Source organism: Gemmatimonadota bacterium (genome assembly GCA_040388535.1).
Taxonomy (GTDB): domain Bacteria; phylum Gemmatimonadota; class Gemmatimonadetes; order Gemmatimonadales; family GWC2-71-9; genus Palsa-1233.
The window spans coordinates 157,583-180,587 of the sequence record JAZKBR010000002.1; the positions used below are offsets into that span (position 1 = coordinate 157,583).

19 protein-coding genes are annotated in these 23,005 nt (G+C 66.2%); 3 read left to right on the forward strand and 16 right to left on the reverse strand.

The genetic code is table 11. The features are described from left to right. The first annotated feature begins 15 nt into the window (after positions 1 to 15). Positions 16 to 1,734 (forward strand): DUF885 domain-containing protein, encoded by a 1,719-nt coding sequence (locus V4558_04295; protein ID MES2304698.1) that lies wholly within the window; start codon positions 16 to 18, stop codon positions 1,732 to 1,734. A gap of 81 nt (positions 1,735 to 1,815) precedes the next feature. Here V4558_04295 and V4558_04300 read toward each other — a convergent pair whose 3' ends face one another. The 14 genes from V4558_04300 to V4558_04365 form a co-directional block, all read right to left on the reverse strand. After that, complete coding sequence (locus tag V4558_04300; protein MES2304699.1) at positions 1,816 to 3,786, reverse strand: kelch repeat-containing protein; 1,971 nt, start codon at positions 3,784 to 3,786, stop codon at positions 1,816 to 1,818. Positions 3,787 to 3,797: 11 nt separating this feature from the next. Beyond that, the gene (locus V4558_04305; protein ID MES2304700.1) at positions 3,798 to 5,756 is read right to left on the reverse strand and encodes a PQQ-binding-like beta-propeller repeat protein; all 1,959 of its coding nucleotides are present in this window, start codon (positions 5,754 to 5,756) and stop codon (positions 3,798 to 3,800) included. After that, positions 5,753 to 6,217 carry an arginine repressor gene (locus tag V4558_04310; protein MES2304701.1) on the reverse strand — a complete coding sequence of 155 codons (465 nt, stop codon included), beginning with the start codon at positions 6,215 to 6,217 and terminating at the stop codon, positions 5,753 to 5,755. The genes V4558_04305 and V4558_04310 overlap by 4 nt, the downstream gene beginning before the upstream one ends. Further along, on the reverse strand, positions 6,214 to 7,593 hold the full coding sequence (argH, locus tag V4558_04315) for an argininosuccinate lyase (protein ID MES2304702.1): 1,380 nt from the start codon (positions 7,591 to 7,593) through the stop codon (positions 6,214 to 6,216). Before argH ends, V4558_04310 begins: the two co-directional genes overlap by 4 nt. After that, positions 7,590 to 8,657: a M20/M25/M40 family metallo-hydrolase gene (locus V4558_04320; GenBank protein ID MES2304703.1), complete on the reverse strand. Its 1,068-nt coding sequence runs from the start codon at positions 8,655 to 8,657 to the stop codon at positions 7,590 to 7,592. Before V4558_04320 ends, argH begins: the two co-directional genes overlap by 4 nt. After that, positions 8,641 to 9,576 carry an acetylglutamate kinase gene (gene argB, locus V4558_04325; protein MES2304704.1) on the reverse strand — a complete coding sequence of 312 codons (936 nt, stop codon included), beginning with the start codon at positions 9,574 to 9,576 and terminating at the stop codon, positions 8,641 to 8,643. The genes V4558_04320 and argB overlap by 17 nt, the downstream gene beginning before the upstream one ends. Positions 9,577 to 9,713: 137 nt before the next feature. Further along, positions 9,714 to 10,727, reverse strand: coding sequence for an N-acetylornithine carbamoyltransferase (locus V4558_04330; protein ID MES2304705.1), 1,014 nt, complete (start codon positions 10,725 to 10,727; stop codon positions 9,714 to 9,716). Then, positions 10,724 to 11,881, reverse strand: coding sequence for an aminotransferase class III-fold pyridoxal phosphate-dependent enzyme (locus V4558_04335; GenBank protein MES2304706.1), 1,158 nt, complete (start codon positions 11,879 to 11,881; stop codon positions 10,724 to 10,726). Before V4558_04335 ends, V4558_04330 begins: the two co-directional genes overlap by 4 nt. Then, complete coding sequence (argC, locus tag V4558_04340) at positions 11,875 to 12,921, reverse strand: N-acetyl-gamma-glutamyl-phosphate reductase (GenBank protein MES2304707.1); 1,047 nt, start codon at positions 12,919 to 12,921, stop codon at positions 11,875 to 11,877. The genes V4558_04335 and argC overlap by 7 nt, the downstream gene beginning before the upstream one ends. Next, a complete protein-coding gene (locus V4558_04345) occupies positions 12,891 to 13,973 on the reverse strand; it encodes a hypothetical protein (GenBank protein MES2304708.1) in 1,083 nt (360 codons plus the stop codon). The genes argC and V4558_04345 overlap by 31 nt, the downstream gene beginning before the upstream one ends. 7 nt (positions 13,974 to 13,980) lie before the next feature. Continuing rightward, entirely contained in the window at positions 13,981 to 15,183 is a 1,203-nt protein-coding gene (locus tag V4558_04350; GenBank protein ID MES2304709.1) for an argininosuccinate synthase domain-containing protein, read from the reverse strand. A 17-nt stretch (positions 15,184 to 15,200) separates the two neighbouring features. Next, entirely contained in the window at positions 15,201 to 16,355 is a 1,155-nt protein-coding gene (locus V4558_04355; GenBank protein ID MES2304710.1) for a carboxypeptidase-like regulatory domain-containing protein, read from the reverse strand. 100 nt (positions 16,356 to 16,455) lie between these two features. Then, positions 16,456 to 17,313, reverse strand: coding sequence for a hypothetical protein (locus V4558_04360; protein ID MES2304711.1), 858 nt, complete (start codon positions 17,311 to 17,313; stop codon positions 16,456 to 16,458). A 137-nt stretch (positions 17,314 to 17,450) separates the two neighbouring features. Continuing rightward, positions 17,451 to 18,149 carry a hypothetical protein gene (locus tag V4558_04365; protein MES2304712.1) on the reverse strand — a complete coding sequence of 233 codons (699 nt, stop codon included), beginning with the start codon at positions 18,147 to 18,149 and terminating at the stop codon, positions 17,451 to 17,453. A 289-nt stretch (positions 18,150 to 18,438) separates the two neighbouring features. Between V4558_04365 and V4558_04370 the strand changes: the two genes are divergently transcribed. Further along, positions 18,439 to 19,677, forward strand: coding sequence for an OmpA family protein (locus tag V4558_04370; protein MES2304713.1), 1,239 nt, complete (start codon positions 18,439 to 18,441; stop codon positions 19,675 to 19,677). 70 nt (positions 19,678 to 19,747) lie between these two features. Here V4558_04370 and V4558_04375 read toward each other — a convergent pair whose 3' ends face one another. Further along, a complete protein-coding gene (locus V4558_04375) occupies positions 19,748 to 20,767 on the reverse strand; it encodes an AI-2E family transporter (protein MES2304714.1) in 1,020 nt (339 codons plus the stop codon). A 61-nt stretch (positions 20,768 to 20,828) separates the two neighbouring features. Between V4558_04375 and V4558_04380 the strand changes: the two genes are divergently transcribed. Next, entirely contained in the window at positions 20,829 to 22,097 is a 1,269-nt protein-coding gene (locus V4558_04380) for an ABC transporter permease (GenBank protein MES2304715.1), read from the forward strand. Positions 22,098 to 22,274: 177 nt separating this feature from the next. Here the strand turns inward: V4558_04380 and V4558_04385 are convergent, their stop codons facing one another. Beyond that, complete coding sequence (locus tag V4558_04385; protein ID MES2304716.1) at positions 22,275 to 22,970, reverse strand: arylesterase; 696 nt, start codon at positions 22,968 to 22,970, stop codon at positions 22,275 to 22,277. Between the last annotated feature and the right edge of the window lie 35 nt (positions 22,971 to 23,005).

Consider the following 23,005-nt stretch of genomic DNA (forward strand, 5'->3'; position numbering starts at 1 on the left):
CCCGAGGAGAAATCCGTGAGTCGCCGCTACCTGATCCTGCCCGCCCTCGCGTTCATTGCCGCCTGCGCCAAACCCGCGCCACCCGACCGCAACGCCGACTGGGATGCCTTTCGCGACAAGTTCATCGAGGGCCACCTCGCCGCGAATCCGACCTTCGCAGTGTATCAGGGCCGCCACGAATTCGACGGCAAGTTCCCCGACTGGAGCGAGGCCGGCATCACGGCAGAAATCGCCCGGCTCAGGACAGCGCGTGACACCGCACAAGCCTTCCCGACCGAGGCACTCGACTCGGTGCGTCGCTTCGAGCGCGACTACCTCGTCGCCGTTGTCGATCAGTCGCTTTTCTGGACCGAGGCTGCCGACGCGCCGCACAAGAATCCCGACTTCTACATCGGCTTCTTCATGCTCGGACCCGGCGTATCCCCCGACGTCTACCTGACTCGCCCATACGCACCGCTTCCCGACCGGATGCGGGCCTACATTGCCTGGGCCAAGGGCCTTCCGGCCGCGCTGGCGCAGGTCAAGAGCAACCTCCGCCCGCCCCTCGCACGACCGCTGATCGACATCGGCCGCACGCGCTACGGCGGACTCGCGGCCTACCTCAAGAACGACGTGCCGGGCGTGTTCACCTCCGTGACCGATACAGCGCTCCAGGGCGAGTTCCGCACAGCCAACGCCGCCGCTGCGGCGGCGTTCACTGACCTCGACAGCTGGCTTGAAGCGCAGCGGGCGACCCAGACCGAGACCTTTGCGCTCGGGCCGAAGCTCTTCGCCGAGTTGTTGCACGCCACCGAGCGCGTCGATGTGCCGCTCGACCGACTGGTGCAGGTCGGCCGAGAGGATATGGCGCGCAATGTTGCCGCACTCAAGGAAGCATGTGCTGCATTCGCCCCCGGGAAGAGCGTCCCCGAGTGTATGGCGAAGATGAATGCCCACAAACCCAAGCTCGGCGCTGTGGCAGAGGCCACCTCCCAGCTCGACACCTTGCAGGCGTTTCTTCGGGCCAAGGACCTCGTCACGATTCCCGGTAGCGAGATCGCGCAGGTGCACGAGTCACCCCCATACCAGCGCGCGAACTCCGCCTACATCGACATTCCCGGGCCGTTCGAGAAGGGACTGCCGTCGATCTACTACATCGCGCCGGCCGACCCGAAATGGAGCAAGGCCGAGCAGGATTCCTACATCCCCGGCGTGAAGGACCTGCTCTTCACCTCGGTTCACGAGGTGTGGCCAGGGCACTTTCTCCAGTTTCTCCACGCCAATCGGGCACCGTCTCGCATCGGACGGCTCTTCGTAGGCTATGCCTTTTCGGAAGGATGGGCGCACTACAGCGAGGAGATGATGTGGGACGCCGGGCTCGGTGCCGGCGATCCGGAAACACACATTGGCCAGCTCTCCAACGCGCTGCTGCGCAACGCTCGCTATCTCTCCGCAATCGGCCTGCATAGCGGCACGATGACCGTCGCCGAGAGCGAGAAGCTCTTCCGCGAGGAGGCCTTCCAGGATGCCGGAACCGCGCGGCAGCAGGCGGCGCGCGGCACCTACGACCCGGCCTACCTCAACTACACCCTCGGCAAGTTGATGATCCGGAAGCTGCGCGAGGACTGGACCGCCACGCACGGTGGCAAGAGTTCGTGGAAGGCCTTCCACGATGCCTTCCTCAATTTCGGCGGTCCACCGGTGCCGCTGGTGCGGGCCGCGATGCTCGGCGCGAACGCCGGCCCGGCGCTCTGAACTCGTCACGCAGCACGCCGGTAAACAAGAGGGGGTCGCCATCGGCGACCCCGTCTTGTTTCCATCTGCCGAAGGACGTGACTATTTCAGCGTGGCAGCTTTCCTCGGCCAGATAATCTCGAACACGTTTGATTCGCTTCCTCCTGCCACGCTCCCGCCACCCGCCACGAAAATCATCCCGCCGTAGCTGAGTGGGAATATTCCATGGCGAGGCGTCGGCAACCCGGCGCCCATGCGCCACTGGTTGCGCACGGGATCATAGATGTCGACCCGCGCGTAGGTGCCCTGTTTCGACGCGCCGGCACCGGTGAGTGTCTCGCCGCCGATCACCCAGAACTCCCCATCGAGCCAGACGGCCTTCCCGGCACCGCCGCGTCCTTGCGGCATCGGTTGCGGCGCCCCTGGCGAGCCATCGCTCACGCTCCATGTGCCGCTCTCCGGGTCGTAGATCTGCACGTCATTGAAGCCGTTGGCCACCGCATTGCTGTCACCGCTGCCGGGGCCGCGTCCGCCAAAGACATAGAAGCGACGGCCGTCGGTGCCGCCTGCCGCGTGGTTTCTCGGGCGAGGCATCGACTTGATGGTGGACCAGTTTCCCGATGCGATGTCGAGCACCGCCGCGTTGGCCGTGGTGGTCTTACCGACGATGCCGCCCGCGACGTAGATCCTGCCGTTGATGTACGCCGAACTGCTCGACCCGGCCGCGAAGGGTATCGATGGCCCGAGTCGCCAGCGATTGCGCACGGGGTCGTAGATCTGCACGCGCCCTTCGGCGTCGCGGCCGAGCCCACCGAGGAGATAGAGATTGCCATCGACAACCTCGGCAGCGTGATGATTGCCAGCGGCCGGCCGCTCCTGCACTGCACCGGACTGCCAGCGACCCGCCGCAATGTCGTAGACCGCCGTGGATCGATCGCCTTCGCCGACGAGATAGAGCCGGCCATCGATGATCCCGCCGGCGACTTCTCCGAGCGGGACCAGCAGCGAATCAGCACGTCGCCAGCGATTGCGCAGTGTGGTCCGCCAGACGATCGGATTGTCCGGGTCGGCACCGCGCGATGCGCCGAGTCCGGCATAGAGGGTGTCGCCGATGGTTGCGGCGATCCCGCCGAGGAATGGCTTTGGCGTTCTGCCAAGATGAAGCCAGCGACCGAGGGCTGGATCAAATGCAAGAATGTCGTCGATGTTCTCGCGGCCACTCCCACGGGAACGTCCACCGACCATGAGCAGGTGACCGTCGTAGAACGTCGTCGAGGGTTCGGTGTGCGAGACCGGGAACGGCAACGCCGGCGCACTGTCCCACTGTTGCGTCGCAGGATTGAATCGATGCACGGCATCGACGTCGATAGGCACCGGGTCGTGGCCGAGCACGCCACCAATCGCGTAAATCGCGCCCGATAGCAGTCCCCCCGAGAGGTGACCGCGCGGCAGCGGTAGCGGCGCGGCCGAGCGCCACGCTGAATCACCGATCACCAGCGTCCAGTGGTCCGGTGAATCGGTGTTCCGATCAGGGAGCCATCCCCCGAAGAAGTGCAGCGTGTCACCCACCGCCACGAGCCCACCACCGCCGCGTGCCGCGGGGAGCGGCGGGCCATTGGACCAGCTGTCATCGTTGATGGCATAGCGCCAGACCCGGGTCGTGGCCGGTCCCGGATGATTCCCCTCGAAGCCGCCGACGAACCACGCGGTATCGCGCACCACGATCGGGGCCGTGTGGGTCAGTGGTTGGGGAATGTCCCGCTTCCGCGTCCAGACGCCATTGAGCAAATCAAGCGCCTCCACGCGTGCGGTCACCTTCTGGTCGTCGGTATAGAAGCCGCTGAAAAGAAAGAGCGACGAGCCGTGCTGCAGCCGCATCACTTCGTAGCGATTGAGATCGGTCCGAGCGACGATACTCCACCCCTCGGGGGGCTTACCGAAAAACCTGGCGCGGGCTCGTTCGAGCCGGGCGAGTGGCCAGCGGCGACCGACCACGAATCCCGCGGCGGATCCCAGCAACAGCACCACGCAGACGCCAGCAAGTATCAGGAGTCCTCGACGGATTCCCCTCATCATTCCTCCTGCTACAGCGGAAGGGCGAACGCGCGCAAGCTCGCTTCGGCGCCATCGCCGGTAGCGACCACCACATACTGACGTCCGTCGCTCGCGCGATAGGACATCGGATTGCTGTAGCCGGGTACCCCGAGGTCGCTGCTCCAACGCACCGCCCCATCACGCTGATCGATGGCGTAGAGCACCGTTCCGCCGCCGGTGATGAAGATCAGTCCACCGCGCGTGGTCATCCCGCCGGGTGCGCCAGGCACACCAAGCGGCGGCAGATGCAGATCGCGCAGCCACGGGTGATTGCGGACTTCCGGCAGGTCGCCGAGGGTGATCTGCCACAACCGCTCGCCGGTCGCGATCGCGTAGGCGCTGAGTGTTCCGTAGGGGGGCTTGATGACGGGCAGCGTCGCGACGTGCGAACCCAGAATGCCGTAGTCTCGCCACGGTGGCAGCTGCAGCATGATCGGCGTCTCGATCGATCGGGGCGCGGGGTCACGCACGTAGCCACGCATCGAATCAGCAGCCACCAGAGTCAGCAACGACGGCTTGTTGGTGCCCTTGATGAAAATGATTCCGCGATCGGGGTTTGCCGTCATGCCGCCCCAGCCGGCGCCGCCGATCCAGCCAGGCACCGCGATCGTACCGGCAAGCGATGGCGGGGTGAACATTGGTCCGAGCGTGCGGCCGGCCACCAGGGTCCGCGCCATCGCATGCACCCTCGGCGTGAAGTCGACCAGATCACTGTCGGCGATCCCCTGCCGCGCGAACGGAATCGGGCGTGTCGGAAATGGCTGGGTCGCCGCGGTGACCTCGCCTGGGATCGAACTCGATGGTACGGCGCGCTCTTCAATCGGCCAGAGTGGCGCCCCGGTCAGTCGATTGAAGAGGTAGAGGAATCCGGTCTTCCCCGCGATCGCGACCACCGGCACCGACACTCCCTCGTGCACCAGATCGAGCAGCACCGGGGCCGCAGGCGGATCGTAGTCCCAGAGGCCGTGATGCACGAGTTGCTGACCCCACACCATCCTGCCCGTCCGCGCATCGAGGCAGACCACGGACTGCGACCAGCGGTTGTCTCCCGGGCGATGGCCACCATAGAAGTCGTTGCTCGCAGCGCTGACCGGGAGATAGACCAGACCACGTGCGCTGTCGAGCGACATCGGCGCCCAGACGTTGGAATGCCCGACTACCGCAGCGGCGCCAGCACCCCAGGCAGAATCCGCCGGCGCTCCGAGCGGTGGCAACGGATCCCAACGCCAGAGCCGCTTGCCACTGCGCGCGTCGAAGGCCTGCACGTCGCCCGGCGGATCCCGCGGATAGAGCAGGCCATCGCCGATCGCGCTCCCGACGATGACGATGTCGCCCCATACCAGTGGGGGCGAGGTCTGGCCGAAATGCAGCCGGTTGACGGGCCAGCGAAGATCCTTCGAGAGATCGACCGCGCCGCCATCGCCGAACTCCGGAATCGGCTTGCCAGTGTGCGCATCAAGTGCGAAGAGCCGCCAGCGCGCGTTGAGAAACACCCGTCGGGCGCCACCGCCGCGCCACAGGGCAACACCGCGATGCACGAAGCCGGAGTGCTCGTTGGCGATGAGTCCGTAACGGGTCACATCGGGGTCGAACGCCCAGAACTGCTTCCCCGTGATGGCATCGAGTGCCACGGCTCGCGAGAACGGCGTGCTCAGAAACAGCGTGTCTCCCACCATCACCGGGGTGGCCTCGAACAGTCCGGGCAGCATGTGATCGCCGGTATGACGATCGACGTGCGCATACTCGCCCGTGCGCCACTGCCAGACCGGCTGGAGCCGATGCACGTTGTCGGGAGTTATGTCGGCAGCGGGAGACCAGCGCGTCGCGGCCAGGTCGCCGCCGTAGTTCGGCCATTCAATCGAGGGGCGTCCGGCGGGACGCACGGGTGCATCGGTGGTGCAGCCCGCCACGAGGGCGAGCAGGAGCGTGCCACGCACGCGCGGGATCACTCAGCGCGCTCCTTCCCCATGATCGTGCGGAGCCGTCGCAGAATCTTGGCCTGCGCGCTGGCGTGATGCACCGCAATGAAGATCGTGTCGTCACCCGCAATAGTGCCGACGATCTCCGGCCACGCCAGCAGGTCGAGGGCACTACCAACTCGCTGCGCCTCGCCCGGGGGCGTGTGCAGCACCAGCAATGCCTCGCCGGCCGCCTCCACCGCGAGCAACGACTCCGCGAGGCGTCGCTCGTTGGGATCGGCGATCTCCTTCAGTCGGGCCGAGGCGGGACGCTGGTAGATGCCGTCGGACTTCACCAGCCCGAGAGCGGAAATGTCGCGCGATACCGAACTCTGGGTGACGTCCCACCCTTCCTGGGCAAGCGCATCGGCCACCTCGTCCTGGGTGCGCATCGGTCGCGTCGCCACGAGTTCGAGAATCTTGAGGTGACGCTTGCGGCGCTCGAGGCTCATCGCGGCCTCGCCACGGTGAGGCGAGTGAGCGCGCGCGCAAAGCTCGCACGTCGCATCGCATTCCACCGAGCGGCGGCGCGAATCCGCTGCCGCAATCCGGCGAGCGGGAGGTTGCCTATTCCGCCGGTACTCCGGCTTCGCGCGGCAATCAGGTCGGCCGTACTCAGTGCCGGCATCGGCACCCCACTCTTCACCTGCGCGGCCACCTCGCGATAGGCCCGCCGGAACGGCATTCCGGCGCGAACCCGTCGCATCACCTCATCGGTGGCGAGGACGTCCCCCGCCAGCGCGGCGCGCCCGGCGGCCGCATCGACGCCAAGGCGCGGCATTGCCGTCGTCAGCATCGCCAGCATCTCACGCATTCGGTCGATGCCGCGAAAGAGCGGCGCCTTGAGAAACTGGAAATCCCGGTGATATCCACCAGCGAGTCGCCCCTTGAGCGCGAGGACGGTCGCCAGGTCACCCTCGATGGCGGCGCCCCGCGCGCGGCTGAGCTCGAAGAGGTCCGGGTTCCGCTTCTGCGGCATGATGCTCGACCCCGTGGAGAGTTCGTGTGGCAGCGTGATCCAGCCGAATTCATCGGCCGAGAAGAGAATCACGTCCGCCGACAGCTTGGCGCAGTGGTGGGCCGCCTCGGTGCACCAGAAGAGCACCGCCGCTTCGAGCGTGCCGCGTCCGCCCTGCACCGAGGTCACCACCTGATCCAGTCCGGCGAAGCCGAGTGCCTTCGCCGCCGCCTCACGCGCGAGCGGAAGCGGCACGCCATACCCCGCCGCGCTCCCCAGCGGCGACCGATCGAGCCGATTCCAGAATCCGTGCACTCCTTCCGCCGCGTCAAGCAGACCCTCGGCGTAGCCAGCAGCCCAGATGCCGGCCGACGAGGGCATCGCGATGCGCTGGTGCGTGTACCCGGGCCAGAGTACGCGCTTGTGGAGTGCGGCGAAGGCGAGGAGCGCATCGGCGAGCTCGAGCATCCGCGCGTGCAGTGTGAGCACTTCGTCCTTGAGACAGAGCCGCAGATCGGTGACGACCTGGTCGTTGCGGGAACGCCCGGCGTGCAGTCGCTCGCCGACATCGCCGAAGCGCTTGGTCAGCCAGAACTCCACCGCCGAATGTCCGTCCTCGTGCGCGGGAGTGATCCGCAACTCACCAGCGTCCACTGCCTTGAGGGCGGCGAGCAGTGACCGCCGCATGCCGGCGCGTTCTTTCGCCGAAATGATCTTCCCCTTGGCGAGTGCCTCGAGGTGCCCGAGCGAGCCGAGCACGTCCCAGCGCAGGAGTCGGCTGTCGACTTCCCGGTCGTCCGCCACCGTGTAGGCGAGCATCTGGGCATCGGGAGCGGCGCCGGGTGACCAGAGTGTCTCGGAGCGCTTCACGCCAGGTAGGCCTCCGCCACCCGCGCGTAGAACGCGCGGGCCGCTGTGACTTCGGAAATGTTCACCGACTCATCGGGTGTGTGCGATCGTTGCGAGGTGCCTGGTCCGACCTTGATCGCATCGAGGTGGCGCAGGAAGCACCAGTCGGAGCAAGTGGGCGAACCGTAAGTGCCCGCTGCGGGCGCCGCCTGGCGTGCGGCCGTGAGCAGGCGGGAATCCGCCGGCGTCTCGCACGGCACCAGTCGCTTCGACGTAACGATCACTTCGCACGCGAGCCGCTCGGTGAGGGCCTGCTCGAGTTCGTCGTGCGTCCACGCCGGGGTCGAGCGCACATCCAGGATCGCCCGTGCCACGGGCGGCGTGACATTCCGGGAGACACCGGCTTCCAGCATCGTCGGAGTCACGGTCGTGACCCCGAGCAGCGGATGGACCCGCTCCGCGACGATGTCATCGAGTTTTACGAGTTCGCGCGCCAGTACCGTGATGGCATTGGTGAAGCCGGAACTCGCCGCATACCCCGCGTGCCGCTGATCGCCCTTGGTGACCAGATCGACCATCATCAGGCCGCGCTGGGCGATCGCGAGGTTCAGGTTGGTCGGCTCGCCAACCAGCGCCGCGTCGAGCCGGCCCGCGCGTTGCACGGCCTGCGGCATCGTGGCGTTCCTGGTCTCCTCACCGTAGGCGAAGATGGCCAGGGCACGTCCCTTGAGCGTGCTGCCGCTCGCGGCAAGGTCGGCGAGCGCAAATAGCATCGCGCTGACCGATGCTTTCGCATCACCCGAGCCGCGACCATAGAGGAGATCGCCCTCGATGACGGGCGTGAATGGATCGCGCGTCCACCCTTCGCCGGGCGGCACGACATCGAGGTGCGAGGCCAGTGCGAGCGTCGGACCGGCGTGCTCGTCGCCGACCGAGACTCGCACCGACGTTTCGTCGCGCACGACGTCGAGGCCGAGCCGGCGCGCGGCCAGCTCGACCAGCTCCGCTGCCGGCGCCTCGTTCCCGCTGATGGACGGGACGGCGACCAGCTCGCGGAGGAAGTCGATTTCAGTCGGCGAGGTCAACGCCAAGGTAGGTCGCCTTCTCCTTCCGGCCCACGATCATGGTCCCGAAGCCGGCACCGGTGAACACTTCGTACAACAGCGAGTCGGGGACGCGGCCGTCGATGATATGGGTGCGCTCCACGCCACCAGTCGCCGCCCGGATACAGGCCTCAACCTTCGGCTTCATCCCGCCCACCAGCGCACCGCTGGCCATCAGCTCCGCGAGATCGTCCGGATCGGCGAACGTCACCAGCGTGCTGGGGTCATTCCGATTCCGCAGGACGCCCGGGGCGCCCGTGAGGAAGATCAGCTTCTGCGCCTTGAGTGCGATCGCGAGTGACTCCGCAACGGTGTCGGCATTGACGTTGTAGACGTTGCCCTCGTTGTCGCCCGCGAGCGAAGAGACCACCGGCACGAAGCGGGCATCCATCAGCGTGGTGAGCACCCGTGGGTCAACCTTGTCGATATCGCCGACGTGGCCATAGTCCACCACGCGCGACTCGCCGGCATCATCCACGACGCGGATCGGCAACCGACGGTGTGCCGTGAGCAGGTCGCCATCGACACCGGAGACACCGGTCGCCTGCACGCCATGCCGGCGCAGCGCCGAGACCAGGTCGGTGTTGAGCAAGCCGCGGTACACCATCTTGGCGACTTCGAGCGCCCCATCATCGGTGACCCGCCGCCCCGCCACCATCTGCGGCTCCTGCCCGAGCCGCCGCGCGACCGCACTCGCCTGCGGCCCCCCGCCATGCACGACCACGATCCGGATCGAGAGCGACGACAGGAGCGCCAGCTGCCCGGCCACCATGTCGAGATTGTGCGCGTCCGACAGGACGTCGCCACCGAGCTTCACAACAAAGACGTGATCACGGTACGCTCGCACATAGCGGAGCGCTCCCTTGAGTCCGGCGATGCCCTTTGTGGTATCGATTGCCATCTATCTCCCCGCCTCAGTCAAAATTGCTGTCAAAAGGATCATGGATGATGGATGACAGATAGTGCACCGCGTGCGCGGTTGTCATCTGTCATCTGTCATCTGTCATCTGTCATCTGTCATCTGTCATCTGTCATCCATCATCTCGTATCGCCGATCAACTCCAGAAGCAACGCCCTCTGCGCATGCAGCCGGTTCTCCGCCTGATCGATCACCACGCTGTTCGGGCCGTCGAGCACCTCGCCATCGATCTCGACGTTGCGGCGGACCGGCAGGCAGTGCAGCGCGATGCCACGCTCGTGTGCCGTGGTACGTATCCGTGCCTGCGTGAGCCGCCAGTCGCGCTTGCCGTCGCGGAGGGCGCGCTCTTCCTCGGGCTTGCCGAAGTGCAGCAGTGATCCCCAGGCCTTGGTATAGACCGCGTGCGCCCCATCGATGGCCCCGTCCACGTCGTCCGTCACCCGCAGTGTGCCACCGCGCGCCGACGCGAGCATGTCGATCGCGAGGTAATCCTCGGGATCCAGATCGAACCCCGCCGGACGTGCGACCGTGATTTCCATGCCGAGATGTGCCGCGGCGAGCGCCGCACTGGCAGGCACTGCCGTCGGCAACGCCTTCGGATGCCAGGCCCACATCAGCACGAACCGCTTGCCCTGGGTTTCACCAAGATGCTCGCGCATCGTGAGCGCATCGGCGAGTCCCTGGCAGGGATGCCGTCGCGCCGACTCGAGATTGATCACCGGCTTCTCGCAGTATTTCGCGAAGGTCCGGAGCGTGTGATCCTGTCGTTCGACCTGCCAGTCCGTCCCCTTGGGGAAGGAGCGCACAGCGAGCGCATCAGCGTAGCGGCCGAGCACCCGCGCTGCCTCGATGATGTGCTCGACCGACGTCCCGTCCATCACCGTGTCCAGCTCGGTCTCCAGCGCCCAGCTCCCCTTCCCCGGCTCGAGCGCGAGGGCGTGGCCGCCGTGCAGAAACATCGCCGTCTCCATCGACGAGCGTGTACGCAGCGATGGATCGAGGAATACCATCGCCAGCACCTTCTTCGCGAGCCCACCATCGATCTCGCCCCGCTTGCAGCGCACCGCCAGTGCGAGCAGCTGGTCGATCAGCTCCGGCGACCACTCCTCCATGGCGAGGAAGTCCCGCTTCATCCGGCGAGCACCTCGCGCAGTCCGTTGAGCAGCAGTTCCGCCTCGTCCCGCGAAAAGACCAGCGGCGGCAGGAGCCGCAGCGTCATCGGGTCGGTGGAAGTCCCGGTGAGGATGCGTTTCGGCCACAACGCCTGCTGGACCTGCGCGGCCGGAATATCCAGTTCGAGGCCAAGCAGGAAACCATGTCCGTGCACCCTCAGCACATGGGGCATCGTGGCCGCCGCGGCCTGGATCTGTTCGCTCACCTGGCGGACGTTCTCGAGCAGCCCCTCGCGCTCCAGCACGCCGATATTCGCGAGCGCTGCAGCACACACGACCGGACCACCACCGAAGGTCGAGCCGAGATCGCCAACCTTGATGTCATCAACCAGGGAAGGAACTGCGAGCACCGCACCGATCGGCAGTCCACCCGCAAGTCCCTTCGCCATCGAAAGCGCATCCGGCACCACGCCGAAGAATTCGGCCGCCGTGAAGGTCCCGAGGCGCCCGACGCCGCACTGCACTTCATCGAAGAGGAGCTTCGCGCCGAACTTGTCGCAGAGCGCCCGCACTGCCTGGAGGTATTCCGCGGTGGCCGAACGCGCACCCTGGAAGCCCTGCACCGGCTCGAGCAGCACTGCCGCAATGCTGTCATCCATCACCGCTTCGAGCGCGGCAATGTCGTTGAACGGCACCCGGATCGAGAGCGGCACGCCGGCGCGCTTCGCGCCAGCTTCGTACTTGGCGCCGTCGGTGCACGCGAGCGTGGCGGCCGTCCGGCCGTGCCAGCCGCCGAGCATCGAGATCACCTGCATCCGGCCAGTCTTCCGCCGGGCGAGACCGAGCAGGTTCTCATTCGCCTCGGCGCCCGAGTTGCAGAAAAACACCTTGCCGAGCGGGTCCGGGGCGAGGAGCGCCAGCTTCTCGGCGAGATCTTCACGGCCGGCGTGGGGCACGGCTGTGGAATAGAACAGAAGCTTCGCCGCCTGCTCGGCAATCGCTGCGACGACGTCGGGATGGGAATGCCCCGAACTCGCCACCGCGTGGCCACCATAGGCGTCGAGCCATTCGTTGCCTGCTTCATCGACCAGCCACGAGCCGTAGCCGGAGGCCGCCCGGAGCGGGAAGGTGCCGTACACCGGCAACAGCGTCGGCGATTCAGTCGCAGTCAGCATGGAAACGGTCCTGGTGCGAGCAGCCCGGCACGTTCATCGATGCCGAGCGCGAGGTTCATCGCCTGCACGGCCTGTCCGCCGGCGCCCTTGATCAGATTGTCGATCACGCACATCACCTGCACTTCACGGCCATCAGGTGACGCAACCGCATGGATCTGCGCGAGGTTGGTCCCCACGACGTGAGTCAACTCCGGCGGCGTGTCAGTCACGCGCACGAACGGTCGCCCCGCGAATCGCGCCGCAGCTTTGTGATGGGTGACCGGTTCCGCGAGATGCGCGTGCAACGTGACGTGAATCCCTCGCACGAACGGCCCCGAATGCGTCATCAATCGCGCCCGTGCGAGCGGATCGTTGCGCCAGCTCCGCCACTGCTCGAGCACTTCGCCTTCGTGGCGATGGCCCATCGGCTGGTAGGCGAACAAGTTGTGTGCTCGCGCCGGGTGATGCGTCGTGGGCCGCGGTGTCACGCCCGCGCCACTCGAGCCGGTCACGGCGAAGATGGCTGGTGGCGCGGCCAGGGGCAGGTCGGCAATCGCATAGAGGGCGAGCTGCGCTGCCGTCGCGAAACAGCCCGGCGCGGCGATCGCCCGCGCCCCGAGGAGTTCCTTGCCCAGCACGTCGGCGAGGCCGTACCGGAAGCGATGCACCAGCGCCGGTGCCGGATGCGCGCCGTAGTACTGCTCGTGCAGGCGGCCATCCTGAATCCGGAAATCGGCGGAGATATCCACGATCATCCCCGGCCCGGCATCGACGATCTCGCCCATCAGTCGCGATGACTCGCCGTGCTCGAGTGCCAGGAAGACCACATCCTTCCCCTTGGCGACATCACCCGGCGCGTGGGCCGCAAAGCGGGCATCCGTGAGCATTGCCAACGCGGGATGCAAATCCGCGATCGGCTTGCCCGCTTGGGAGCGCGACGTCGTCACGACCTCGGTGATGTCAGGATGCTGCAGCACCAGCCGCAGCAACTCGCCACCGGCGTAACCGGCACCGCCCAGCACGGCGACCTTCACGACGTCACTCCGTGCGCCGCGCGCCACACCTCGAGCGACTCCAGCACGCGCGCCACCAGCCCCGGCGCATCGCGCCGCGAGTTGTGCGCCGGGAGTCCGAGCGACGCCGTGATGTAATCGCTGCCAACGTGATTGTCCGTCGCGGGGCCAGTGATCACCGTGATCGGCAGACCGAAGTCGTCGCGCATCAGCTCGCGCGCGCCCCAGCACCCGACCGGATCAGGCGCCGCCATCACATAGGCTGCGCCGATCGACATCAGGTCCTTGGCCCGCAGGATGTCCTGGACACCGTACTCGCCGAGAATGCCGTCGCCGAGTTCAGCGACAATCACATCGGGCCGTGGGCCGCGCGGATCGGAGAGACGGTTGAAGAGCCCGCGCGCCACTGGCACCGTCATCCCGGCATGCGTGCTGGCGGCACCCGCGTCGTTGAAGGTGAGCGCCGCGATGGCACCTGCATCCAGCATCGACAGCGCGTCGCGCATCAGCGAGACACCCGTGAGCTTGGTGGCGGCCACTCGCAACCCGCTCCGCGCGAGGCCCCGCACCAGCTCGGTGGCTGCCACCGTCTTGCCGGAGTTCATGCAGGTCCCGGCCACATACACCACCGGCACATCGCAGGTGAGCGTCTCGGCCGGCGGCACTGCGCGATCGCGGATATGCGCCGGGCGTCCGATCCGGTCACCCAGTTCCGGAAATGCCAGCACAGCCCCGAGCACCTCGGCCTGGAACGGCGGGCCGATGTCGGGGTTCGCCGACGTGCACTTGCCGAGAATGCCGCCGAGGTTCAGCACCTCGATGATATCGCCGACGGCGATCGTCTTGGGCACCTCGCCTGCATACCCGCGGAGCGCCCGCCGCACGCCAAGCGTCCCGGCGAGCACATCGCCAGCACGAAGCGCGACCATCCGACCCGAGAGATCCTCAACCTGATTGTAGGTGCTCTTGTCCGTCAGCAGGCGCACCGCCAGCACGTACCCTTCGGCGGCAACAATCTGGTCGCCGACAATCACCTCGGTGCTGAGCGCCGCGTTCTTGGTCGAGGAAGCAATCCGGTCGAGCCGGACCCGAGTCGTCACTACCATCTCACTCCGCTCCAGTCGCGCGCGCTTCGGCGCGCATCGCGAGCAACTCGGGGATCGCGCCCACCCGCGCAAAGGCCTTGGCTTCGTCGCCGGTCCAGAGACGGTTCTCCTCGCCATATGTGGCGACGGCACGATCCATCATCGAATACGGCGAGCGTGCGCCCGTCACCAGGAACCGCCCCGGCGCGAACCGGACCCGGGTCTCACCGGACACCTTCCGCTGAGAAGACGTCACCATGGCTTCGATGTCCCGCAGAGTCGGGTCGAAATAGTGACCCTCGTGCAACCGATCGCCATAGAAGCGACCAAGTTGATCTTTCCAGAACGTCTGCCACTTGGTGAGCACCAGCTTTTCGAGTTCGCGGTGCGCGGCGATCAGGATCAACGCACTACCGGCCTCGAAGCCGATGCGCCCCTTGATGCCGAGCGCCGTCTCGCCCACGTGAATGCCGTGGCCGATCCCGAACTGCGCGGCGCGTTCGGTCAGTGCATCGACGATCTCGTGGCCCGCCATCGCCACACCGTCAAGCGACATCGGCACGCCCTCGTGCCACTCGATCACGTGATCCGCAGGCGCTGGTGCGTCGGCGGGCGGATCGAGCAGTTCAGCCGGCGGCGCGGCCCAGGTGTCGTGCGTCCAGCCACCGCCCCAGGTGGTACCCCAAAGCCCCCGATTGATCGAGAAGGCGCCCGATTTCGGCGGCACCGGAAGGCCACGCGCCTCGAGGTAGGCGATCGACTGCTCGCGCGAGAGTGACTCCTCGCGGATTGGCGTGACGATGTCGAACTCGGGCGCGAGGACACGCAGGGCAATGTCGAAGCGGATCTGGTCGTTGCCAGCTCCGGTGGAGCCGTGGGCCACGGCACCCGCCTTGATCTCACGAGCCACGTCGATCACCGAGATCGCCTGCTGCGTCCGCTCGGCCGCGACCGACAATGGGTAGACCTCGCCGCGCAGGACGTTGGCCTGGATCAGGACCTTGACGAAGCGATCGAACACCAGCGCCCGGGCATCAACCTCGTGGTGCTCCACCGCGCCCACGGCGATTGCCTGGGCCCGGATCGCGGCGCACTGCTCCGGCGTGGTACCACCGGTATTCACGAAGACGGTATGCACCACGTAGCCCCGCTCGGTGAGCCGGGGAACGCAGTAGGAGGTGTCGAGGCCGCCGGAGAAGGCGAGCGCCAGAATGGGATTTTGCATAGTGCATAACTATGCAGTCAGGCGGGGCCGTCCGCAAGGGGCCGCCGCTCGCGAACACCCGCCTCCCACATCTCCACCACCCTGCCCCCCATTTCCGCCCAGCCGCCGAGCGTCAGCCCGCCGGTCCCCCACCGTCGCCACAGCTGGATTGGTGCCCGCATCTGCCACGAATTCGCGGCCCAGAGTCCGGTCGAGAGGCGGAGGAAGCTCACCTCTCCGCCCGCCCGCTGGCGCGGCACCCAGCCGGGCAGCCCCACGTAGCGGAAGACGAGCCGTCGAAGGGCCAAAGTCGTCCGATCGAGCACGAGCGCCCCCTCAACGTCGACCCGCCCCTTCGCGAGCGACTTCGGGGTGTAGCGCACCACCAGCGAGTCGCCACCGGCGCGCTGGTCGAGGGCAAAGCAATGCTGCGCCCGGAACCACGGCGAGAAGAGCACCGAGGCATCCGGACCGTAATAGATCGGGCCGCTGTCCCTGGAATAGCCCTGCGACGGGGGCCGCCCGCCAGTGTCGCGGACGAAGCCGCCGGTGCGCAGCAGCTCGAGATCCGTGCTCGCGATTGGCCACGACGCGCGCGCCTGACTGCGACCGAAGCCTCGCAAGGTGTCGGCGCTCCCCAGCAGCGCCCGCGACTGCCAGGCCTCGGTGACGAATTCGAGTCGGTGCGACGCGATCGACGCCTCCACCAGCTGCAGTGCCGTCTCGGCCTCGCCGACCAGCCGCGTCACGATCGGATCGCCGACCGGATCCGGGAAACACTTCTCGCCCTTCCCTCGCACCACCAGCGTAGGCAACTGGAACGGGCGGCGGATCATCACGACATCGACAACCTGATCGCCCATGAGCGTGAGCGTGAAGGAGCGCGCCGGCGACGGGTCGTATCCGATCGCCGCAACGCGCAATCGCCAGCGACCCGCACTCGGCGCCGGGATCGAGTAGGCACCGCTCGGTGACGTCACCACCCGCAACCGCGCAACACCGGTGCTGTCTTCGAGCGTCACCAGTGCGCCAGCGAGAGGAGCGCCACTCTCCCTCGATGAGACCTTGCCATGCACGACGATCGGCGGATCACTCGCCGCAACCTGCGCCCGCAAAACGCCCGGCACGGCACTCATCACGAGTGCAGCGCCGAGCGCGAAATGGACCGCACGAGCCTTGCCAGAAAGCGCCATGGTGGACTCCGCTGGGGGGACGGAAGGCCTGCGGGTTGAGCATAACCGCGAATCGGCCAGCGCGACACCGTTGCGCGCTGGCCGACCGGCGGTGCCCCGCTTACTTCTGGCCGGGTGCCGCCGTATCCGTGCTGGTGAGGAACTTGATCGCCGCCAGCGCCCGCTGACGGAAATGTTCGCGCATCTCCGGCGTCGAAAAGCTGCCCTGCGCCGCAATGCGGCACGACTCCTGATCGACCTCGCAGATGCTCGCAAAGGTCGAGGGCGGCGGCGTCGCAATCAGGACGCCATTGCCCGATGAACCGCCATAGGTCGATTCGGCGAAGTGGACCACCATCGTGGTGTTGTCGCGCTGGTAGACCCAACTCTCTACCGACGGTGCCGCCGAGAGCACCCTGGCATCCGGCACGCCCTGTCGCATGAAGATCACGCCGCGGTCATCCAGCTCACCCTGGGTCGGGATGTAGTCACGGAGCGATGAACGGCGAACATCGGCAAGACTCGCCCGAGTGATCGGCGTCTTCCCCCGTCGCGGATGAATCCGGTACTCCTGCACGGCGACATCGAGCCGACGGACATGCTCCGCGAATCGGCCCCCCTCGGCCAGCTCGTCCCGGGTATCGCGGTCGCTCCAGAAGGCACGCACCAGGGCAGGTCGCTCCGCAGGTGCCGCCTTGTCCCACAACGTCAGCTCGGCGCGGGTTGCGACCCATGCGAGGTCGCGGCGGTAGAGCGCCCAATCGGTGGCGCCATCGGCAGCGCGAACGCCAGCCACGTAGCTCGCCATCGCAGCCGCAGGCTCACCCTGCCTCGCAAGGGCTCGAGCCCGGGCAAACAGGATGGCGGCGGAATCGGAGCGTGGAGAGACAATGGCTGGAACTGGAGCAACAGCAGTGAGCGGACGGACAGGGGTGGGCGCAAGCACGGCCAGTAGGCTGAGCGCCGCAGCGACTGACATAGGGACTACTCCTTTTGGGGTTGGCACTACGACGAACACCCCAAACGGAGCCCACACACCCGGCTCTCCCTTCCCCCTTCTCTAGCCTCTAGTCTCTAGTCTCTAGTCTCTAGTCTCTAGTCTCTAGTCTCTAGTCTCTACTTCTTCGACTGCAGGCTCAGCCCGTACTGGAAGTGCAGGGCGTAGTTCATCGTGGTGGCATTGCCGTCCGCGACGTCGACATTGAGGTACCCCACCGTGGCCTTCACCGAAAGCGAGCCATAAGTAAACGGCAGGAGCTTCAACCGCCTCGCGAGGTTTGCCGAGACGACCCCACCGTCCAGCTCGTATTTCGACCCAAAGATCCCGTCGGCCCGCCCATAGGTCTTCCCGCGGACTGTCGTAATAGGCACGGCGAGAATAGGCCCAGCTCCCACGCCATACTCCCAACCGCGACTCCGCCAGAGCCGCTCCACCATCAGGTGATTGACGCCATTGGTAATCCGGAAGGCGGTCACCTCGGGCTCCGGGAGGTTGTCGAGGTAGAGCTTGTGGTGCATGTACTCGAAGGCCCAGGCGTGGCTGCCTGACCACTTCGAGACCCGCCCGGAGTAGTACCAGGTCGGGCGCCAGGGGCGGGTCGACCAGTTCGGTGTGAGCTTGATGTCGGGCTGACCATCCTGATGAATGGTGAGCGGGGCGCGCGCGTTATAGGCGTCTCCGAACCAGGCCTCAAGGCGCCACTGGGCCTGCGCCGGTGCCGGCGTCACGCCGAGCGCCGCCAGGACCAGCGACAGCACACTCGCCAGCCGTCGAATCGCACCCAGCGGGTTACCAACCTTTCTGAGAGACGGCATTCGGGTCCTGTGGCTGAGAGACGGCGGAAGAAGGTAACGGCATGGGGAGCCCCGCCGTTAAGTAATGCAACCTGCCGCTGATCCCGGTATACGCCAGAGCGGCAGAATTCCCCAACGACCCCGCAGGCCGGATTGTTCCGGAGTGTGTCACAAGCGGCCGCTCTGGCGTCAACCTTGCGCAGGGATATCCCGGATGTTTCCGTTCTACACCGTTGTGCAGGCTTGACTTACGGTCTTTTGATGGGGTTGGAATCAGCCTCGGAAGGAACCGCACACAAGGAGGAGAAGTATGCGTCACGCTGGGTTGGTGCTCGCGGCCTCGATTCTCGCCGTTGCCCCGTTGGCAGCGCAGGAGAAGGGGACCTTTGAAATCGGCGGCTTTGGCCGCTATACCAAGTTCACAGAAGCCTACGACCTCCGGAAGCCGGACGACAACCGTTTCGGCGGCGGCGCCCGCCTCGGACTCTTCGTCGCCAACAACTGGGCGATCGAGGTTGATGGCTCGCTGAATCCGACCGACCTCGCCGGCAATCAGGCCAAGGTGCCTGCCACGGCTGGCCTCCGGTCGCTCCCGCTCCAGTACATCCCTTTCCATCTCCAGGCTGTCTACAACGCCCCGCTCACTTCGGGGATTTCGTGGATGCTGGGCGCTGGCCCGGGCTACACCAAGCTCCGCAAGGGCATCGACGCAGGTGACGTCTCTGTCGGCGCCATGACCGGCCTCCGGCTCAAGCTCGCCAAGTGGCTGAATATCCGCGCCGAAGGAACGCTGGACTACCTCCCGAGCGGGTATGGCGACAATGCCAACACCTATCTCGGTGCCCAGCTCGGCGCCTCGCTGTTGTTCGGCGGTGGCTGCGATCACTCGAAGGACATGATCGGCATCAACCCGAGCAGCGCCACGCTGACCCCTGGCCAGACGCAGCAGTTCACTGCGACGTCGACCTACTGCGGCAAGGCTGATGACGTGATGTACAGCACCAGCGGCCCGGGTACCATCGACGCCATGACGGGTCTCTACACCTCGGCCGGCGATGGCTGCGCGACCGTGACGGCCACCAGCAAGAAGGGCAAGCTGACCTCGACGGGTAATGTCTGCACGCGTACGCCGACGCCCCCGCCGCCGCCGGCGCCGGTCCAGCAGGCTCCGCCGCCGCCGCCGGCGCCGGTCACCCCTGCGAAGCCGATGTACACCTTCGAGCTCGCGTCGGTGAATTTCCGATTCGACCACTCCGACCTGACCAAGGGCGGGATGGACACCCTGAACACTGTCGCCACCACCCTCAAGAGCCATCCTGAGGTCAATGTCGACGTGGTCGGACATACCGACTGGGTCGGAACCAACGCCTACAACATGAAGCTGTCGCAGGCGCGTGCCGAGACCGTCAAGAAGTACCTCATCGCCCAGGGCGTTGCCGCCGACCGGATCATGGTCAAGTGGCGTGGCGAGGAAGAGCCGACGGCAACCAACGACACCGCCGAAGGCCGTGCCAAGAACCGTCGTGCCGAGATCAAGCAGAACAACTGATCTCGCCCGACCAGTAACGAAGAAGGCCGCCGGAGCGATTGCTCCGGCGGCCTTTTTCGTAGCGATCTCGCTAGATGATCGTGCTCGAAGTCACCACCGGATGCAGGTATTCGCGTCGATACATCGCGAGCAGTTCGAAGAAGTAGCTCAACGCGAGCGGTCCGATCAGCAGTCCGATGATGCCGAGATAACTCACGCCGGCGACGGCGCCGACCAGCGTGATCAGCGGATGGGTCTGGGCATACCGATTGGCCACGTACGGCCGGATGAAATTGTCGACGTTACCGACGGCAATCAGCCCCCACACGATCATTCCTATTCCCCATCCCGATTCATTGTGGGTGAACAGGTACACGGCGGCAGGGGCCCATACCATTCCACTGCCGACAACCGGCAGAATCGAGAGCAGTATCGTGACCGATCCCCAGAACATCGCATTCGGAATCCCCGTCACGAAGAACGCCAGGGCGACCATCAGGCCCTGCACCACCGCAGCGAGTCCGGTGCCGATGAGCGTCGACTTGGTCACCGCACCGAAGCGATCCTTGAGGATCTCGACATTCGCATCCGAGAATGGGATCGCCGGTCGCAGGCCGTCCCACGCTCCCTTCGGATCGAGCAGGATGTAGTAGAGTCCGAAGAAGGTGAAGAGGAGATTCAGCGTCAGCCGCGTCGCGGTACCGAGCAGCGAGATGGCACTGCCACCTACCAGCGAGAGCGCCTGCGCCCCCGCGGCCTTGATCTGCGGCCCGATGTTGAAGGTGCCGATGCGCAAGGTATCAAGTCGCTGCAGCAGCGGCGAAGAGAGCACCGACTTGACTGCGTCCTGCGCCTGACCCACCAGCAGCGACACCATGTAGGCCGTCGGCAGGACGATCCCGACAATGGCGACCACGATCACAATCGCGGCGGCAATCGGTCGACTGCGCAGTCGACTCGAGAGCCACTCGTGCATCGGTGCGAAAACGACATAGAGGACTGGAGCGCCCAGCAGCCCCGAGGCATACGGAAAGAGCGCAAAGACAATGACCACGCCGAGGATGGCGACCAGCCAGGAAGCGCGCTCACGATTGGTATCGAAGAATGGCATCGCCAAGGCTACCCCCGCCCGGCTGCCGTCGCCATTACCCAAAGGTGGCGGTCGTTCCGGAATGAAACTTCCCTGGCTTTGCGCCGTCATCTCCGGGATGACTGCCAACTCGATTCTGATCGGCTGCCGTGCGTTGGCAGCGAATCCCCTGCGGACCGTCCTCTCGACCCTCGGCGTCATCATGGGAACCGGCGCGCTGGTGGCAGTCCTCTCGGTGGGAGACGGCGTCGAGGCGTTTGCTCGCCGGCAGCTCGCCGAAACCACTGACCTGCAACTTCTCTCGGTGGTGCCTCGCACCACTCGCTCAGTCGATGGCGTCTCGTTCCCCCGACCTGACACACTGCGATTCACGCCGGCCGATCTCGCCGACCTCACGCGCGCGCTGGGCCCCGAAGCCAGCGCAGTCCTTCGCTGGAGCGGAGCAGCCATCGTTACCGGATTGCCGAATGATTCCTTGCGGGCCACGCAGGTCGTCGCTCAGGGCGCCGGAGCACCGATCGTGGAGGCGACCGCACTCGCCGCAGGCCGCTGGTTCAATGAGGCTGAAGCGAACGGCGATTCGGCCATCGCCATCATTTCGCCCGCGCTCGCCGGGCGACTCACCGGCTCCACCGACTATACCAGGGCGCTGGGACAGCGTGTGACCGTGCAGGGCACCACACTCCAGGTCATTGGCGTGACCACCACGCCTGCCACACCGGAAATGATCACCCGGGTGCCGTTCGGGACCTTCCCGCGCACCGTGCTCCCCGTTGCGACCGCGCGCCCGCCGATGCTGCTGGTGCAGGCGCAACGGATCGAAGTCATGCCGGCGATGATCGCGAAGACAACAGCGTGGACCGCCGCGCGCTGGCCCGGAGGCAAGGATCGTGTCGACGTGCAGAGTCGCACGGAGCGGATCAATCAGGCCCGGCAGAGTATGCTGATCTTCAAGTTGCTGATGGGGTCGATCACCGGAATCTCCCTGCTCGTGGGAGGTATCGGCATCATGAACGTGATGCTCGCGTCGGTGCTCGAGCGGACGCGCGAAATCGGTGTACGTCGCGCCACTGGCGCCAGGCGTCGTGACATCCTGACCCAGTTCCTCGCGGAGTCGGTCGCGGTCACCGGTGCGGGCAGTGCCCTCGGTGTCCTCCTCGGCGCCGGGGTCGCCATCGCCACCACTGCCGTGATGCGTGCGAAGACCCAGGCGCCAGTGCACGCGGCGCTGTCGGCGAGTACGCTGCTCATCGCAGCGCTCTCCGCCATCATCATCGGGATGTCATTCGGATTGTATCCTGCGACCCGCGCCGCACGCCTCTCGCCCATCGATGCGATCCGGACGGAGTAGGAGAAGGGGAAGGGGAAGGGGAAGGGGTAAGGGAGAAGGGAGAAGGGGCCAGTTTGTCACCCTGAGCGAAGCGAGGGGGCGGAGCTCCGGCTCCCTCCCCCTTCTCGCTTCCCCCTTCCCCCTTCCCCCTTCCCCCTTCCCCCCTTCCCGCTTCCCCCTTCTCCTTCTCCCTTCTCGCTACTTGGAGATCGAATCCAGTATTGGCTTCAACGTCTTCCAGACATTACTCGCCACGATCCGCGCACCGCGCGGCGTCGGATGAATGCCATCGGCCTGATTGAGTGTGTCGATCCCGGCGACACCGTTCAGCAGGAACGGCAGATAGTGGGCGCCGTACTCGCTGGCCACCTTTGGAAAGAGCGCGCGAAAGTCATCGCCGTACTGTCGGCCAAGGTTCGGCATTGCCTCCATTCCCGCCACGACGAGCGCGGGCCGCGGTGTCGCAGTCGAGGCCTTGGCGAGGATACCTGCGAGGTTCGAGCGCAACGAGTCGATCGGCTGCCCTCGCAGTCCATCATTGGCGCCAGTTTCGATCACCAGCACTGCCGTCGGACCCTGGCCCAGCAGCCAGTCGATGCGCCGCAACGCACCTGCCGATGTCTCGCCACTCACGCCGGCGTTGACGACACGAAAAGGGAGGCCGGCAGAGTCAATCTTGAGCTGGACCTGTGCCGGGTAGGCGTCAGCGGGATCGAGTCCGAGGCCGGCAGTGAGTGATGTCCCGACAAAGAGCACCGTCCGGCGCGGATCGGCCGGGGCGGGGATATCCTTCGCCGGAGGCGCTGGCGCCGGGCGATCGGCCGCACCACTGCACGCTGCCAGCAGGGAACCAATCCACCAGGTCCACCGGTATCCGTTTCGTGCCCAACGCATTCGTATCCTCGCTTGCTTCTGCTTCGGAGTCCGCC

Coding starts and splice junctions, on each gene's coding strand:
- V4558_04360 (MES2304711.1), bottom strand. CDS start 17,313: ATGTCAGTCGCTGCGGCGCTCAGCCTACTGGCCGTGCTTGCGCCCACC.
- V4558_04380 (MES2304715.1), top strand. CDS start 20,829: ATGAAACTTCCCTGGCTTTGCGCCGTCATCTCCGGGATGACTGCCAAC.
- V4558_04365 (MES2304712.1), bottom strand. CDS start 18,149: ATGCCGTCTCTCAGAAAGGTTGGTAACCCGCTGGGTGCGATTCGACGG.
- V4558_04310 (MES2304701.1), bottom strand. CDS start 6,217: ATGAGCCTCGAGCGCCGCAAGCGTCACCTCAAGATTCTCGAACTCGTG.
- V4558_04330 (MES2304705.1), bottom strand. CDS start 10,727: ATGAAGCGGGACTTCCTCGCCATGGAGGAGTGGTCGCCGGAGCTGATC.
- V4558_04355 (MES2304710.1), bottom strand. CDS start 16,355: ATGGCGCTTTCTGGCAAGGCTCGTGCGGTCCATTTCGCGCTCGGCGCT.
- V4558_04375 (MES2304714.1), bottom strand. CDS start 20,767: ATGCCATTCTTCGATACCAATCGTGAGCGCGCTTCCTGGCTGGTCGCC.
- V4558_04370 (MES2304713.1), top strand. CDS start 18,439: ATGCGTCACGCTGGGTTGGTGCTCGCGGCCTCGATTCTCGCCGTTGCC.
- V4558_04300 (MES2304699.1), bottom strand. CDS start 3,786: ATGAGGGGAATCCGTCGAGGACTCCTGATACTTGCTGGCGTCTGCGTG.
- V4558_04350 (MES2304709.1), bottom strand. CDS start 15,183: ATGCAAAATCCCATTCTGGCGCTCGCCTTCTCCGGCGGCCTCGACACC.
- argB (MES2304704.1), bottom strand. CDS start 9,576: ATGGCAATCGATACCACAAAGGGCATCGCCGGACTCAAGGGAGCGCTC.
- V4558_04385 (MES2304716.1), bottom strand. CDS start 22,970: ATGCGTTGGGCACGAAACGGATACCGGTGGACCTGGTGGATTGGTTCC.
- V4558_04335 (MES2304706.1), bottom strand. CDS start 11,881: ATGCTGACTGCGACTGAATCGCCGACGCTGTTGCCGGTGTACGGCACC.